The sequence below is a fragment of the Joostella sp. CR20 genome (assembly GCF_038433465.1).
Lineage (GTDB): Bacteria > Bacteroidota > Bacteroidia > Flavobacteriales > Flavobacteriaceae > Galbibacter.
On record NZ_JAESVF010000001.1, the window covers coordinates 69421 to 85627 of the forward strand.

Annotated in this window: 10 protein-coding genes; 1 reads left to right on the forward strand and 9 read right to left on the reverse strand. The window is 36.5% G+C overall.

Features of this window, described 5'->3' with window-relative positions; translation table 11 throughout:
• The first annotated feature begins 72 nt into the window (after positions 1-72).
• A complete protein-coding gene (locus JMA43_RS00350; protein WP_342153789.1) occupies positions 73-7254 on the forward strand; it encodes an Ig-like domain-containing protein in 7182 nt (2393 codons plus the stop codon).
• A 109-nt stretch (positions 7255-7363) separates the two neighbouring features.
• Here JMA43_RS00350 and JMA43_RS00355 read toward each other — a convergent pair whose 3' ends face one another.
• The 9 genes from JMA43_RS00355 to JMA43_RS00395 form a co-directional block, all read right to left on the reverse strand.
• Positions 7364-8182 (reverse strand): hypothetical protein, encoded by an 819-nt coding sequence (locus tag JMA43_RS00355; protein ID WP_342153791.1) that lies wholly within the window; start codon positions 8180-8182, stop codon positions 7364-7366.
• A 138-nt stretch (positions 8183-8320) separates the two neighbouring features.
• Positions 8321-9724: a DUF5723 family protein gene (locus tag JMA43_RS00360; protein WP_342153793.1), complete on the reverse strand. Its 1404-nt coding sequence runs from the start codon at positions 9722-9724 to the stop codon at positions 8321-8323.
• A gap of 13 nt (positions 9725-9737) precedes the next feature.
• On the reverse strand, positions 9738-10298 hold the full coding sequence (locus JMA43_RS00365) for a hypothetical protein (protein WP_342153795.1): 561 nt from the start codon (positions 10296-10298) through the stop codon (positions 9738-9740).
• A gap of 36 nt (positions 10299-10334) precedes the next feature.
• On the reverse strand, positions 10335-11024 hold the full coding sequence (locus JMA43_RS00370) for a YjjG family noncanonical pyrimidine nucleotidase (protein ID WP_342153797.1): 690 nt from the start codon (positions 11022-11024) through the stop codon (positions 10335-10337).
• 1 nt (position 11025) lies between these two features.
• Positions 11026-12321, reverse strand: coding sequence for a polysaccharide deacetylase family protein (locus JMA43_RS00375; protein ID WP_342153799.1), 1296 nt, complete (start codon positions 12319-12321; stop codon positions 11026-11028).
• A gap of 2 nt (positions 12322-12323) precedes the next feature.
• Positions 12324-13022, reverse strand: a complete 699-nt coding sequence (gene radC / locus JMA43_RS00380) for a RadC family protein (protein WP_342153801.1) — start codon at positions 13020-13022, stop codon at positions 12324-12326.
• A 103-nt stretch (positions 13023-13125) separates the two neighbouring features.
• Positions 13126-14481, reverse strand: a complete 1356-nt coding sequence (locus JMA43_RS00385; protein ID WP_342153803.1) for a UDP-N-acetylmuramate--L-alanine ligase — start codon at positions 14479-14481, stop codon at positions 13126-13128.
• Between the two features lie 89 nt (positions 14482-14570).
• Positions 14571-15482: a tetratricopeptide repeat protein gene (locus JMA43_RS00390; protein ID WP_342153805.1), complete on the reverse strand. Its 912-nt coding sequence runs from the start codon at positions 15480-15482 to the stop codon at positions 14571-14573.
• Positions 15482-16006: a DUF4136 domain-containing protein gene (locus tag JMA43_RS00395; RefSeq protein ID WP_342153807.1), complete on the reverse strand. Its 525-nt coding sequence runs from the start codon at positions 16004-16006 to the stop codon at positions 15482-15484. Before JMA43_RS00395 ends, JMA43_RS00390 begins: the two co-directional genes overlap by 1 nt.
• Positions 16007-16207 lie beyond the last annotated feature (201 nt).

A 16207-nucleotide genomic window follows, 5' to 3' on the forward strand; every position in this document is an offset into this window, starting at 1 on the left:
TTGATTTACAAGAAATTAAACTGACATTTTTACAATCAAAAATCGTATATTTAATACAAATTCCTACAGTGTATGAAGATAAATTACTATATACAAGGAATCTTTTTCCTGATACTTATTTTATGTAGCTCAATAGTTTCTGCGCAAGAAATTCAAGAATGTGGTGCTGTTAAAACTGAAGAATATGATAATTTCCTCAGAGAGAATAGAGAGACTATAGAAGCTTATGAGCAAGAATTTTTTCAGCTTAAAAAAACCAGAAGTGCAGGTAGGAATACAAATGAGAAAACTTCAATTCCTATACATGCCATTCCAATAGCTCGTACAGATGGTACAGGAAGATTGAGTGATGCCGATATTGAAATTGCTATCAATTCGATGAATTCATTTTTTGGTGATATGAATATCGAGTTTTTCATTTGTTCGATTGCTCCAACTATCGAAGACGACGATTTATATATTTTCCGAAGTAAAGCGGAAACCGATGCTGGCGATGACGACGAAGATTTGCTATACGATGGTGGTTACATCCAAGAAAATATCGTAAACATTGTTTTCACTAACCTGCAACCGTTAAATGGTTATGCTTATTATCCTGGAGGGAAAGACTTAATAGTAATGCGTAATTCTGTTTCTACTAACGGAACAACAATTTCCCATGAAATGGGACACTTTTACGGACTACAACATACGCACAATGCAGCAGATGGCTCCGAAGGAGAAGATATGATAGAATTGGTAGATGGATCCAATTGTGCTATTGCTGGAGACACCTTTTGCGACACCCCAGCAGACCCAGATATTAGTGGATTGGTAAATTCAGATTGTGAATATACAGGTACTGTACAAGATCCAAATGGAGATTTCTACGCTCCAGATGTAACCAATTTAATGTCGTACGGGAGAAGAGACTGTAGAAATAAATTTAGCCTTGAGCAACAGGCAAGAGTGTATGCAGTTTTAAAAACTTCAAGAGGAGACTTTGTTTGTCCAGATATTAGTATTGACGCAAGTGCAGATGTATTATCTACTTGTGAAAATTCTCTCACTGTAAACTTTACAGACAATAGTACAAATGCAACTACATGGGCGTGGGATTTCGATACCGATGGTACAGTTGATAGTAACGATCAAAACCCTAGTTATACGTATTCTGAAGGAACATTTTTTCCTTCACTTACCATTTCAAACGGAACACAAACCATTTCTAAAACATTTTATAGCATCCCTATTAGCGTAGGTGTACAAAACACTTTACCTGTAGATGACAACTTAAACAGTTATACTTCTGCAAATGATAGTGGATGGCAATCTGTACCAGCTTCATCTGGATTTAAATGGTTATCGAATACTGGTGGAACTCCTTCTTCTGGTACAGGACCATTAGCCGATGCTGATGCCAGTGGAACATACTTTTACACCGAAGCTTCAGCATCCGACGGAGAAAGTTACAGTTCTGGAGATGAAGCAACACTTCTTTCTCCATGTACAACTTTAGGAGAACATTCTATTTTAACTTTTCAATATCATATGTATGCTACAGACCTTCCTAGAATGGGAAGTTTACATGTTGACGTCACCACAGATAATGGCGCAACTTATATTGAAGATGTAATGGATCCAATTATTGGGGTTCAGCAAGAAAATCAAAGCGACGCTTATAAAACTGCAAGAGTCGATCTTTCTGATTACGCAGGTCAAGTTGTAAAATATCGATTTAGAGCTGTGTATGCTAGTTACCAATCGGATATTGCTATTGATAATATTATAATTCAAGATGAATCTGAAGTTAAGTTTGAAGCAAGTACATACTCATCCGATTGTCAAGCAACTGCAACTATAAATTTCACTGACGAAAGTTACCTTCTTTCGGGCCCCGTTACTTCATGGGCTTGGGATTTAGATGGAGATGGAACAACCGATAGCACTGCTCAAAATCCGACTTATAATTTTACTGAAGCAGGAACTTTTACAGTAACGCTTACTGCATCTAATAGTACGGAGAGTCTGTCTAAAACATTTACTGAAAAACCAATTATTATTGGTGCGGAAAAAACTGCTCCTTACGAAGAAAAGTTCACAGATTTTACTACAGGGGTTGAAATAAATGAAAATGGATGGACAACAATCCCTTCATCCAATGGTTATACATGGTTAACAAACGTAGGTGGAACATCAAGTAACAACACGGGGCCTACCTCAGATGGAGACGGAAGCACTACTGCCAATTACGCTTATACTGAAGCCGGAGGAAGTATTTCATATCCTGAAGGAGATGAAACTTCATTAATTTCGCCTTGTGTTAAATTGGGGCTCAATTCAAAACTACTTTACAAATATCACATTTTTAGCACCTCCAGTAGTTTTGGAAGTCTACATGTTGATATAAGTATTGATAATGGTGTTTCATACACAGAAATTATTTCCTATGAAGATCCTGTCACAACATTAGGTGATTTTATTGACGAAGAAATTGACCTCTCAGCATACGACAATCAAATAGTAAATATTAGATTTAGAGCAATTAAGGGAAATACATCGCGAAATGATATTGCAGTAGATAACATTATATTTAAAAGTGGCTCTGAAATACATTTCTCCGCAGATACGTACAGCTCTAACTGTCAATCTACCGCAACTATTAATTTTACAGATGAAAGTTCACTTGTTTCAGGCCCTATCACGGCATGGGCATGGGATTTTGATAGTGACGGAACAGTTGACAGTACAGAAGAAAATCCTAGTTATGAATTTACCCAGGAAGGAACTTTTAATGTAACTCTGACTGTTTCGAATAGTTCAGAATCATTATCAAAAACATTTACAGAAACTCCTATTACTATTGGGGGTGAAAAACAAATTGCATATTCACAAGATTTTACTGATTTTACCTCAGACGTAGAAGTAAATGAAGACGGATGGACAACAGTGCCTTCTCCAAATGGATATACTTGGTTAGCGCATTTTGGAGGAACTTCAAGCTCCGGAACTGGTCCAGTTGTAGATGGAGATGGTAGCGATACTGCTAATTATGTTTATACTGAAGCTGGAGGAAGTGTTTCTTATCCTGAAGGAGATGAAACTTCATTAATTTCGCCGTGCATCAAACTAGGAATCAATGCAACCCTTTCCTTTAAATACCACATCCATAGTACTACTTCAAATTTTGGTAGTCTACATGTAGAAATAAGCACCGACTCAGGGACTACTTATACCGAATTAATTGCTTATGAAGAACCTATCGATCCAAGAGGAGATTTCTTAGATGAAACTATCGATCTTTCTGCATATGATGGGCAAATCGTAACCATTAGATTTAGAGCTATAAAAGGTGATACTTCAAGAAATGATATAGCTGTCGACAATATTGTTATCGATAGTGAAACGCCTGCTCCTACCGGAAATAACTTTCAATCGTTTTGTGAAGGTGCAACAATTGAAGATATCGAAGTTGTAGGTACAGATATTATCTGGTATGACGCCGCAGTAAACGGAAATGTTTTAACACCAGACACAGTCTTAGAAAACGAAACTATTTATCATGCTTCTCAAACTATTTCTGAACATGAAAGTAACGAAAGACTATCTGTTGCAATTACGTTGGGTACTCTTAGAACTCCAACTGGAGAAACCGAACAATCTTTTTGTGATGTTAATGCAACCATTGCCGATTTAGAAGTGAATGAAACTGACATCGTTTGGTATGACGCCGCAACAGAAGGAAACGAACTTCCAACAAATACGCAGTTAGTCGACGGAAGTATCTACTACGCAGCACAAAATGATGGAACTTGTGAAAGCGAAAGCAGACTTGCAGTTACTGTGATGGTAGGTGGTTTAATGACTCCAACTGGAAATGAAACGCAATCATTCTGCTCAGCGGCTACCATTGCCGATTTAGAAGTAAATGAAACTGATATTATTTGGTATGATGCCGCAACGGACGGAAACGAACTTCCAACAAATACGCAGTTAGTCGACGGAAACATTTACTACGCTGCTCAAAATGATGGAACTTGCGAAAGCGAAAGCAGACTTGCTGTTACTGTTACTATTGGAGAATTGTTAACGCCGACTGGAAATGAAACACAATCATTCTGTTCAGCAGCTACAATTGCCGATTTAGAAGTGAACGAAACTGACATAGTTTGGTATGACGCCGCTACAGAAGGAAACGAACTTCCAACAAATACGCAGTTAGTTGACGGAAACATTTACTACGCAGCGCAAAATGATGGAACTTGTGAAAGTGAAAGCAGACTTGCTATTACTGTGACTATTGGAGAATTATTGACTCCAACTGGGAATGAAACACAATCATTCTGCTCAGCTGCAACCATTGCCGATTTAGAAGTTAATGAAACTGACATTGTTTGGTATGACGCCGCTACAGACGGAAACGAACTTCCTACAAACACACAATTAGTTGATGGAAGTATCTACTACGCAGCACAAAACGATGGGACTTGCGAGAGTGAAAACAGATTGGCAATTACTGTGACTATTGGAGAATTGTTAACGCCGACTGGAAATGAAACACAGTCATTCTGCTCAGAAGCTACCATCGCCGATTTAGAAGTGAATGAAACTGACATCGTTTGGTATGACGCCGCTACGGACGGAAACGAACTTCCAACAAACACACAGTTAGTCGACAGAAGTATCTACTACGCAGCGCAAAACGACGGAACTTGCGAGAGTGAAAACAGACTTGCTATTACTGTGACTATTGGAGAATTATTGACTCCGACTGGAAACGAATCACAATCGTTCTGCTCAACTGCAACCATTGCCGATTTAGAAGTGAATGAAACTGATATTGTTTGGTATGATACTGCAACAGACGGAAACGAACTTCCTACAAATACGCAATTAGTTGACGGAAGTATCTACTACGCAGCACAAAACGATGGGACTTGTGAGAGTGAAAGCAGACTTGCAATTACTGTAATGGTAGGCGGTTTAATGACTCCTACTGGAAATGAATCACAATCATTCTGTTCAGCGGCTACCATCGCTGATTTAGAAGTGAACGAAACTGACATCGTTTGGTATGACGCCGCTACGGATGGAAATGAACTCCCAACAAATACGCAGTTAGTTGATGGAAGTATCTACTACGCAGCGCAAAATGATGGAACTTGCGAAAGTGAAAGCAGACTTGCAATTACTGTTACTATTGGCGAATTGTTAACGCCGACTGGAAATGAAATGCAATCGTTCTGCTCAACTGCAACCATTGCCGATTTAGAAGTGAATGAAACTGACATCGTTTGGTATGATGCCGCTACGGACGGAAACGAACTTCCAACAAATACACAATTAGTTGACGGAAGCACCTACTACGCAGCGCAAAATGAGGGAACTTGCGAAAGCGAAAGCAGACTTGCAATCACTGTTACTATTGGAGAATTATTGACTCCTACTGGGAATGAAACACAATCCTTCTGCACAGCGGCAACCATTGCTGATTTAGAAGTGAACGAAACTGACATTGTTTGGTACGATGCCGCAACAGACGGAAACGAACTTCCAACAAACACACAGTTAGTCGACGGAAGTATCTACTACGCAGCACAAAATGATGGAACTTGCGAAAGTGAAAGCAGACTTGCAATTACTGTGACTATTGGCGAATTGTTAACTCCGACTGGAAATGAATCACAATCCTTCTGCTCAGCAGCAACCATTGCCGATTTAGAAGTAAATGAAACTGATATTGTTTGGTACGATGCCGCAACAGACGGAAATGAACTTCCAACAAATACTCAGTTAGTCGACGGAAGCATCTACTACGCAGCGCAAAATGATGGTACTTGTGAAAGTGAAAGCAGACTTGCAGTTACTGTGACTATTGGAAAATTATTGACTCCTACTGGAAATGAATCACAATCGTTCTGTTCAGCGGCTACTATTGCCGATTTAGAAGTTAATGAAACTGAAATTGTTTGGTATGATGCCGCAACAGACGGAAACGAACTTCCAACAAATACGCAGTTAGTCGACGGAAGCATCTACTACGCAGCGCAAAATGATGGAACTTGCGAAAGTGAAAGCAGACTTGCAATTACTGTGACTATTGGCGAATTGTTAACTCCGACTGGAAATGAATCACAATCCTTCTGCTCAGCAGCAACCATTGCCGATTTAGAAGTAAATGAAACTGATATTGTTTGGTACGATGCCGCAACAGACGGAAATGAACTTCCAACAAATACGCAGTTAGTCGACGGAAGCATCTACTACGCAGCGCAAAATGATGGTACTTGTGAAAGTGAAAGCAGACTTGCAGTTACTGTTACTATTGGCGAATTATTGACTCCGACTGGAAATGAAACACAATCGTTCTGCTCAGCAGCTACCATCGCTGATTTAGAAGTGAATGAAACTGATATTGTTTGGTATGATGCCGCAACAGACGGAAATGAACTTCCAACAAATACGCAGTTAGTCGACGGAAGCATTTACTACGCAACACAAAATGATGGAACTTGCGAAAGTGAAAGCAGACTTGCGGTAAGCGTTATGATTGGTGGTTCAGAAACTACAACTATCAATTATAGTACAAATTATTTCTGTGCAGATGCAGAAAATGCTTCCCCAACAATTTCTGGTATTCAAAATGGAAGTTTTACAGCCACCCCTTCTGGGTTAGTCATAAACTCATCAACAGGAGTTATTAATATTGCAAATTCTCAGGCTGGAAATTACACCATCACCTATACTCCAACAGGTGATTGTAGCACTGCTGCAGATTTTCAAATAACGATTGCTGAAACTTTAGACACTAGCTTTACCGTTACTGACACATCGATTACAGCAAATATGAATAATGCTACCTATCAATGGATTAATTGTGCTAATGGCGGAAACCCAATTCCAGGAGCTACAAATCAAACTTTTATTCCTGAAGAAAGTGGAACCTATGCGCTACAAGTAACTCTAAATGGTTGTTCGCAAACTTCAAATTGCATTGAATTTACAGTTGAGGATGGCTCTTCTATCGGAGATTTATATGACCGTATTCTTGTATACCCGAACCCAACTGAAGGAAACTTGAATATTTATTTAGGAGAACATACCGCTCCACTATTGGTTAATATTTATGATGAATCAGGAAGATTAGTACACTCTAAATCTGGAATAAAATCGGAGATATACAGCTTCATTTTCAATGTTGCAAGAGGTACCTATATCATCGATATTCTTGAAAATGGAGACAGAGTTAAATCGTATAGAGTTATCAAGAAATAATATTTTCAACTCATCTAATAGCTGAGTTTTCAGAAATAAAACTTCAGAAAAACACATAAAAAAAGAGGCTACTAACAGCCTCTTTTTTATATCATATTCAGTTTAAAAATTAAAACTTAATATTTAAAGTTTCTTGTTTAAGAGTTTCACCTTCATAATACTCAGCAATCCACTTTCCGTCTTTTTGATATAAAAATCCGTTTTTATCTTTTATAAGAAAATAATTTGGTTGGGTTGTTTTAGTAATTTTAAAAACCACCTTAGGAGTCATGTCAACTAATTGGAAACCTGTAGCTGTTGGCTGTGCAAACAAAGTCTGAGCATCTGTTGAATTGGTTCCTGTTACTATTTTTACTGATTGAACTTGTACAGGAGCAGGAGCTTCTACTACCGCAGACACAGGCGTTGATGGCGGTGTTACTGCTACTGAAGTCGTAGCTACTGCTGGCACCGCTACAGTTTGTGTTTGCGCAGGAATTTGCGCTTGCATGCTATTTGCAACTGGCTCGTATTTATAATTTAATCCATTCACCGAAACAAACGCATTTTGAATAGCCTCTTGATACGCATCTTCATAGTCCTTTTCTTTGCTTCTTCCTTCTTCCGAAGTATAAACAATTGTTCCTTGACAGTTTTCCAGTGATACTCGCAATTTGGTAGTAAACAAATTAGAGTCGTCTACAATTTCTGCATTTAATCCCAAACACGGATTCGCTTGTAAATCGGCAGGTTTTTGGTCTTCATACACTACATTATAACCTCCTTTATCAAACAAAAACTTTGTAAATGTATTTACACGATACTGATTTTCTTGCTTTAAAAAATCAAACTTTTTTGGAACTACTACATACTTATAATTGTTTACGCTTTGCTGTGCAAAAGCAGTCACAGATGCTAAAAACAATCCTAAAAATAAAAACTTCTTCATGGGTGTACTTTTATCGTTTTTTAATGTTGATATAACCTTTGATGCTAAAAGTAAGTATTTCTCTAAAGTAAAATACTTTTTTAACACGTACATTATATATTAAACTCGTGTTGATTACTTTATTTGAAAAGTAAAAAGTTAATCTTTCTTCGGAAAAATATAATTAAATCCGAATTGCAAAGATGCGCTATTTGCATTCGATATATTATAATATTCTAACAAATTATCGGCCAACAAATAGAAGTTAAAGTTAGCAAAATGCGAAGATATTCCAAGTCCAATATTTGTTTTCGAAAATTTATCAATGGTATACGTGGTTTTTAATCTGAAAAAATTGCTTAACCTCCTGTAATAAAAAAGCGTTAAAGCCAATTGCGGATATCGAGAATGTGTTTCAGCAAAAAGTTGTGCCCCCATCGAACTTGGGTAACCGTTATTTACTTCAGAAGTACAATTACATTCATCTAAAACCTTTTTATTTTTTCTCCCAAAACGATAAATAACTGCGCCATTTAACTTTAATGGACGCATTGTTGTATAGGCATCTCTGAGGGTATCGCGAGGAAAAGCTTCTTCAATTTCATCAACTATTTCCTGCCAATCTGCCGACACACTTCCGCCATTTACAATATCATCAAAAGGAATTTCAACCCCTTCCAATGCGTATTCACCTTTTAGCGTATAAGTTTCGATATCCGTTTTATTGTGTATAAAACCAAAGTCTTGCAAGCTAGCCGTATAAGTCCAACGATCGTTTGCGTTATAAGTAACTCCAAAATCTACACCAGCGCCAATATTGCCTCCTAAAAGCGCTCTATTTTTAAGTATATTGAAAACATCGTCTCCTTCAACATCTTCTTCTCGAAGTTCGGCAACACCAGAAGTACGAACCTCAACATCTGAAATTAAAGTGTGAATATAGGTGTTATCAACCCCAAGAGACGTAAGAAAACTCCCTTTATTTTTTGTTGAAGAAATATCGATAATTCCAGAGTAAAGTTTTGCACGAACACCGTAACTAAACTGCTCATTTACTTTTCTATGAAATCCAACATGAAAAACGGTTAACAATTCGCCTTTTGCATTTAAGTGTGACAAATTAAATGCCCGCCCGATATTTGAAGAATTCCCTTCGTACGCCAAAATTGCTAAATCTTCAGGCCAATAATTAAATGCGTTTAACTCTTGATAAATTCCAAAGCTTATATAATTTTTACTGAAAAGTCCGCCTATTTTAATGCCTACATTAAACAGTTCTAATTGTTCGTTTATTCGCTGAACATCGTTTGTATTTATGCTGTAAACGGCATTTCTAACTTTTGTATTAAAATCAACTCCGTCGTCGGCAAAAAGGTCGTAAAGTGAAACTTCGCTTGTTCCAACACCTGCATAAATACCTGACAAAGCAGGAATACCAAAAAAAGCATTGTTTTGAATTGTGGCTCCAGGATTTACCATTAACGACTGCGGAATATCGGTAAAATTGTAGAGTAACTGCTTATTTTGGGCATTTACAAAAAAGCCAAAGAAAAGAATTATCACTAAGTGGATTGTTTTAATCCGCATCGATATTCATAAAAAAAGTTCCTGAAGATTTTAGCGAAAGTGCTCCTGTAGAATTTGGATCAAGCAATGGAGTTCCCGGGAGTAATTCCAACTCCAATTTTAAATACTCGGTATTTGTAATTTTATCTATTTCTGATGGAGCATAACGATGAGTTCTTGAAATTGTAGGTCCGTTGATTAGAATATCAATTTCATCAAGCTGATTATAAGCCACATCATAAAAAACAATTTTGGCATTAAACTCACGCTGACTAGTATTTTCAAATTCAAATATAAATGCTGCTTCTTGTAAATTCTCCTTAAAAAAAGGTTTTGAAAACACATCCATTTTTGTAGTGTCTTGAACTGACAGCGGTGTTATATCATTGTTCGGAGCATTTCCGACACTAGAGGCTGATAATTCAAAATAAAAAAGACTTGCATCAATAACAGGTTCAATAGTGAGTGTTTCTGCTTGATCAAAATCTACATCTTTCACACAAGAAAACATCAAAAAACTACTCAAAATAAGAAGTAAGATAGTGTTGTATTTTTTGATGAGTAGTGGCATGTTCTACAAACGTTAAAACGAACAAAGTATTGTGTCTTAAAGATACTGTTTTATTTGCTTTAATTCGGCAACTTTCTCAGTATTAACATTTAGATAATCTTCTGTTGGCGCATAAAACAGTGTATGCATCCCTACACCTTGCGCTCCAATGATATCGGCATCGTAACTATCGCCTATCATCATTGAATTTTCAGCTTTTACATTTGCCTGTTGTAATGCGGTTTGAAATATTAACGGATTCGGTTTTTTTACGCCTGCTGTTTCAGAATCCATAATCACATTAAAATAATGATAGATTTTAGAATTCTTTAATTTCCCTAACTGAACCTCGGCAAAGCCGTTTGTAATAATGTGCAATTTATACTTGGGCGCTAAATAATCTAAAGTTTCAATAGTGTCGCTAAAAAGATGATTAAAACTAGATAAATAAGTTATATAATCATCGCTTAGCTGAAAGATTTTGGCATCATTTACCTTGAGTCCAAGTCGATCGAAAGTAACCTTCAATCGCTTATATCGAAGGTCTTCTTTTGAAACTTTATCTTCTTGATAAAGCTTCCATAACTCCTGATTATACGGCACATATTCCGTTAAAAAGTCAGAGAGATTAATTCCTATTTCATGGTCAGAAAATATTTTTTGATATGTAAGTGCCGAATTCTTTTCAAAATCCCACAACGTATGATCTAAATCAAAAAATACATCTGTAATATCTTTATGTTGCATGCTAGTCTAAACTCATTTTTAAATAATCGATATACAATTTTTTCCATGCATTTCGATGTTGTAGGTCTAATACTTCATTTGAAAAAACAATATTAAAATCACCATCAACAGCCTTTACACTATTTGCCAATTGTTTTATTTTTTCTTTCACTTGGTCCAAACTTTTATATTTATACAAGGCTGTATATTGAACACAAAACGAATTTATTAAAATAGGTATTTGCTCTTCAAAACTAATATCATAAAAGTAAAATGGCGTACAAGTTCCTGCTCTAAAACCTGTTTCACTTGTATAGCCCATGGTGTAATCTTCATTAAAACCTGCATCGACCATTAAACGGTAAGCATCTGGAATATTTAACCGATTGTACCGCTGGCGAACTCTCTTCACAGGCCTATTGATAAAATCGATTAAACGTTTACGCTCTTTCTTCAAGGTTGTTACATCTGTTAAAGATTTATAAGAAGCCATTAGCGAAACGATACTGTAATCGGCAACCGATTTTACCAGCGATCGAAACGTAGGATTTATAACAGAAATATTTTTATCGTAAGCAGAATAATCGGCCATCAGAAAGAAAAAAATAGCTGGTACATTGTATTTTTTATGCAACTCTGTTACTTGATCGAAAAAATCAAAAGGATCGTGACGAAAGCGTAACAGCACTAAATAACGCTCTACAATTCGCTTCAACCTTAAATTAAACAAATCGATAAGTGTTCCTCCAAGGGTTCGAATAAATCCCTTTTTTAGATAAGCATACGCCACCGAAATATCCATAATAGAAGTTTGCTTATAACTTCGCTTCGGAAATTCTATCTCAGGAAAGCGCTCTTGTAATGCTGTTTTCAATTTTTTCACCCAAACATCTACAACTGGAATCTCTAAAAATTTCTGCTGAAATGCTAAACTTTCTTCCACAGGAAACCTTCCATGTTCGTCTTTTACATGCGGTAGGTACTCTTCATATCTACTTAACAAATAGAAGCTTGCCGCAAAAATATCAAACGGAATAGCACACTTGTCGGTAGTAGGAAAAAAACACGGTACTTCGCCCCATTTGTGCATCGTAATTTCTACATCAGAGATACCTTGCTCAAACAACAAATCATTACTTTTAATGAAAAACTCGTTTTGTAATGGCTGTTTGGTATAGGTAATTTTCGGACCTTTATGTGCTATAAAATCTTCCACTTTTGTAGTAATACTAATATCAATATGCAACATTTGTGTAAAAATGTGTCGCATGATATAAGTTAGTCGTGGTGTTACTTTATAGGTGTATACGAGTAGCATAATTATAAAAGTCCTTCGTCTGCAAAGCTAAAGTAAGACTTTTCAGTTACAATAAGGTGGTCTAACAGTTTTATATCCATTCCTTCGCCTGCATTTTTTATTTTTTGGGTGATGTTTTTATCGGCTTCACTTGGTTTTAAAGTCCCCGACGGATGGTTGTGTACCAAAATCATAGCTATTGCATTTACTTCCAAAGCGCGTTTAAGCGCCAACCGAACATCTACCAAAGTACCTGTAATTCCTCCTTTGCTCAACTGTAACATTTGTAAAATGGAATTGGAATTGCTCAAGTATAAAATCCAAAATTCTTCATGTGGTAAATCGCCCAACTTTGGTTGCATTACTTCAAATACATGTTTACTACTTTTTATCTGCTGAATTTTATTAGACTCCTCGCCTCTTCTTCTCCGTCCCAATTCTAAAGAAGCTACAATGGTTACCGCTTTGGCTTCCCCAATCCCTTTAAATTTGGTTAATTGATGTACGCTTAACTTCCCTAACTCGTTTAGATTATTATCTACGGAAGCTAAAATTCGTTTGGAGAGTTGCACAGCACTTTCATTCCGACTTCCGCTACCAATAAGTATTGCAATAAGCTCGGCATCGGTTAATGACTGCTTTCCCGTTGCAAGCAGTTTCTCTCGCGGACGGTCGTGAATACTCCAGTTTTTAATCGAAAAAGAAGTTGATTTTTCTTTCATATAATAAAGATAAGAAATAACAACATACATTATAAACTTTTAAAAATTAAAGTGTTGCTACTTCAAAACTTCATTACAACAATAACAAAAGCTCTCTTTAAAACTATTTTACGAGCGTTTTAACCTCTTCAAAATCTAAACCACCATAATTACCACTACTCATTAAAAGTAGTGCAGTATTTTCGAGGTTTAAATTGAATAGATAAGCTTTAAATTCTTCAGGACTTGTAAAAACTATTAAATCTTTTCGGTTAAAAGCTTCTTCGATTTGTGCGGCTGTAACTGTATCGAGTTGCTTAATTTTAACCGCTTCAGGAGAAAAGAAAACAACAGCAACATCGGTATTATCGAGTGTGTTTTGGTATTCTTTTAAAAATGTAGCATTTAAACTACTATAGGTATGAAGTTCCAAACACGCTATAACTTTGCGCGTAGGAAACTGTTCTCTTACTGCGGTTAAAGTGGCATTTACCTTGCTTGGCGCATGGGCAAAGTCTTTGTAAATTACACTATTATTTTTTTCTGCTAATTTATCCAAACGCTTCGAAGCACCTTTAAAACTAGCAATTGCTTCGTAAAAGTCGTCTTCATCTACACCCATGTGTTGGCAAATCCATTTTGCTCCAGCCAAGTTATTCAAATTATGACGACCAAAAACTTCAATTGGCATAGCACCTTCTGGCGTTTCTAAATACGTTACACCATCTTCCACAGTAAACGCTGGGGTTTGGTATGGAATTTTCCTAATCTGATTTTCAGAAGCCTCTACCACTTCAGCAACAACTTTATCTTCTTCATTATAGGTAATACTTCCACCCTCAACAATCGAATCGGTGAAAATTTTAAATTGCTCTACATAGTTCTCAAAAGTTGGAAATACATTGATGTGATCCCAAGCAATTCCGCTTAACAAAGCAATATTTGGTCGGTATAAATGAAACTTCGGACGACGATCTATTGGCGATGACAAATACTCATCTCCTTCAAGTACAATAAAGTCATTGTCTTCGGTAAGTTTCACCATCGTATCAAACCCTTCCAATTGCGCACCCACCATATAATCTACATCAATATCATGATAATGCAACACATGTAAAATCATGGAAGTAATCGTTGTTTTACCGTGACTTCCACCAATAACTACACGGGTCTTAAACTTACTTTGCTCGTAGATAAACTCTGGATACGAATAAATTTTAACGCCCAATTCCTTCGCCTTAGCCAATTCTGGATTGTCGGGTTTTGCATGCATCCCTAAAATTACAGCATCAAGATCTGTAGTGATTTTTTCTGGAAACCAACCAAATGTATCTGGACACAAACCTTGCGCAGATAAACGCGATTTTGAAGGCTCAAAAATAACGTCGTCGCTCCCAGTAATTTTGTATCCTTTATAATGCAAAGCCAATGCTAAATTGTGCATGGCACTCCCTCCGATGGCGATAAAATGTATATTCAATGTGTACTTTTTAAACTATTGAGACTGTAAAGATAAAATCTCCGCTTGCGAAAGCCAAACTTCCGTAAAACATATTACTCGGTTTATTTTTACAGTTTTTGAATTTCTTTTTTTTCTGATAAAATTTCTTTGGAATTCGGCATCAACTTTACTGCCTTTTCAATATAAGTTGTTGCTTTTTCTTTTTCCTGCTGAAGGCGATACAACTTTGCTAACTGGTAATAAACATCCGACAGCGGAATGATAGACTCAGGCGTATACAGCTTTTCAAAAATCAGCAAATGTTTTACTCCCGCTTTTAACTGATAGTTATAAGTTGAAGCCAAAACGCCTATTTGATAATGTGTTTCTTCACGTTTATAAGAAGCATCTGGAATATCATTTTTGGCCACAACATCCAAAGCTCGCTTCGCATACACTACTGCTAATTCTTTATTTTTGCGTTCCGCTTCGATATACGACTTCGACATATAACCCTCAATAGGAACAATAGCATAAAGTTCTTCCGCATATTGATATGCCTTTTCGTTACTTCCGCCCAAAATACCTGGAAGTTTTAAATACAAATCAATCGAAGCCCAACGTGCATCTAAATTTTCATCATCAAGCTCGCATGCCAATTTAAAATGCTCTTTTACATCGCCTAAAAGCGTAAGTGCTTTCATTTTATTTTCTAACGAAATAACACCTAAAACACCACCATATTTATAATGATATGTAGCGTTTTTCGGATTTGCATCCACCAATTTTTTATAATAAAATGAAGCTGAATCCCAAGCCTTTTCAATACCATACACATCTCCCAAACGTTCGGTTAATGCTGGCGTATCATTTTTTTTGTAGGCTTGTAACAATACTTTCTTTGCTTCGGAAATTTTATTCGTTTTTATAAGCTGATTTGCACGGTCCAATACCACATTTTGTTGCCCAGCTAACGGATAAAACACCATGCAAAACAACATGGCTACAACCAACTTACTTTTATAAACAACTTGAAACATTATTGTTTTGGAGGATAATTAGAAAACACCTTATCGACTACTGCTTTTAGCTTTGCATCGCGAATTTCTGGTGTCATTTGTTCGGAAATTGTTCCTTCGCTCACTGCTTGCCAGATAAGTTCGTCTTCGGTAGCATTTACAATGTCAAAAACAATTTCTCGATATTGCTCGTTACCACCCAAAGGCACTCCAACCGAAACGCCTCCGCCTATATTTCTACCGGTTCCACCAATTCCAATTCCAACCGAACTATTACTAGGTTTTGGTCTGTTTGATGTTTTTATATTGATGTAAATATCTGGTGTAGTAGAATATTCGTAACCGCGAGTTTGCAACAAACTATCGAGGTGCCTAAACAACCTTTTATTGTCTAATTCGCTTAATCCGCTTTCCATATTTGGATAGTAATCGTAACTTTTAAACTGAGAGAAATCTGTTTTTTTATCGTAGTCGTAGGCTACTTGCACGCTTCCACAGGCATAAAAAAACAAACAACAAAGCAATGCTAAATATCTAAAGTACATCTTCTTTTTTAGTTAAAATTACACAAAAAAACCGATATCAAAATAGAAGCTATGATTTTAAGGAATAACTTAATTCTTGTAAATACCATATAAATTAAGTTAGCTTTCATTTTTGTCTTGACACAAAAACGAAACAAAAAAGTCAAGACTAACTGAAAAAAGTATAAAAAATCTACGGAACCATCCTCCACAGATAAAAAG

Excerpts from the sequence above, each read along its gene's own strand:
- JMA43_RS00390 (WP_342153805.1), bottom strand. The coding sequence starts at position 15,482 with ATGTTTCAAGTTGTTTATAAAAGTAAGTTGGTTGTAGCCATGTTGTTT.
- JMA43_RS00355 (WP_342153791.1), bottom strand. The coding sequence starts at position 8,182 with ATGAAGAAGTTTTTATTTTTAGGATTGTTTTTAGCATCTGTGACTGCT.
- JMA43_RS00350 (WP_342153789.1), top strand. The coding sequence starts at position 73 with ATGAAGATAAATTACTATATACAAGGAATCTTTTTCCTGATACTTATT.
- JMA43_RS00395 (WP_342153807.1), bottom strand. The coding sequence starts at position 16,006 with ATGTACTTTAGATATTTAGCATTGCTTTGTTGTTTGTTTTTTTATGCC.
- JMA43_RS00370 (WP_342153797.1), bottom strand. The coding sequence starts at position 11,024 with ATGCAACATAAAGATATTACAGATGTATTTTTTGATTTAGATCATACG.
- JMA43_RS00365 (WP_342153795.1), bottom strand. The coding sequence starts at position 10,298 with ATGCCACTACTCATCAAAAAATACAACACTATCTTACTTCTTATTTTG.
- JMA43_RS00375 (WP_342153799.1), bottom strand. The coding sequence starts at position 12,321 with ATGCTACTCGTATACACCTATAAAGTAACACCACGACTAACTTATATC.
- radC (WP_342153801.1), bottom strand. The coding sequence starts at position 13,022 with ATGAAAGAAAAATCAACTTCTTTTTCGATTAAAAACTGGAGTATTCAC.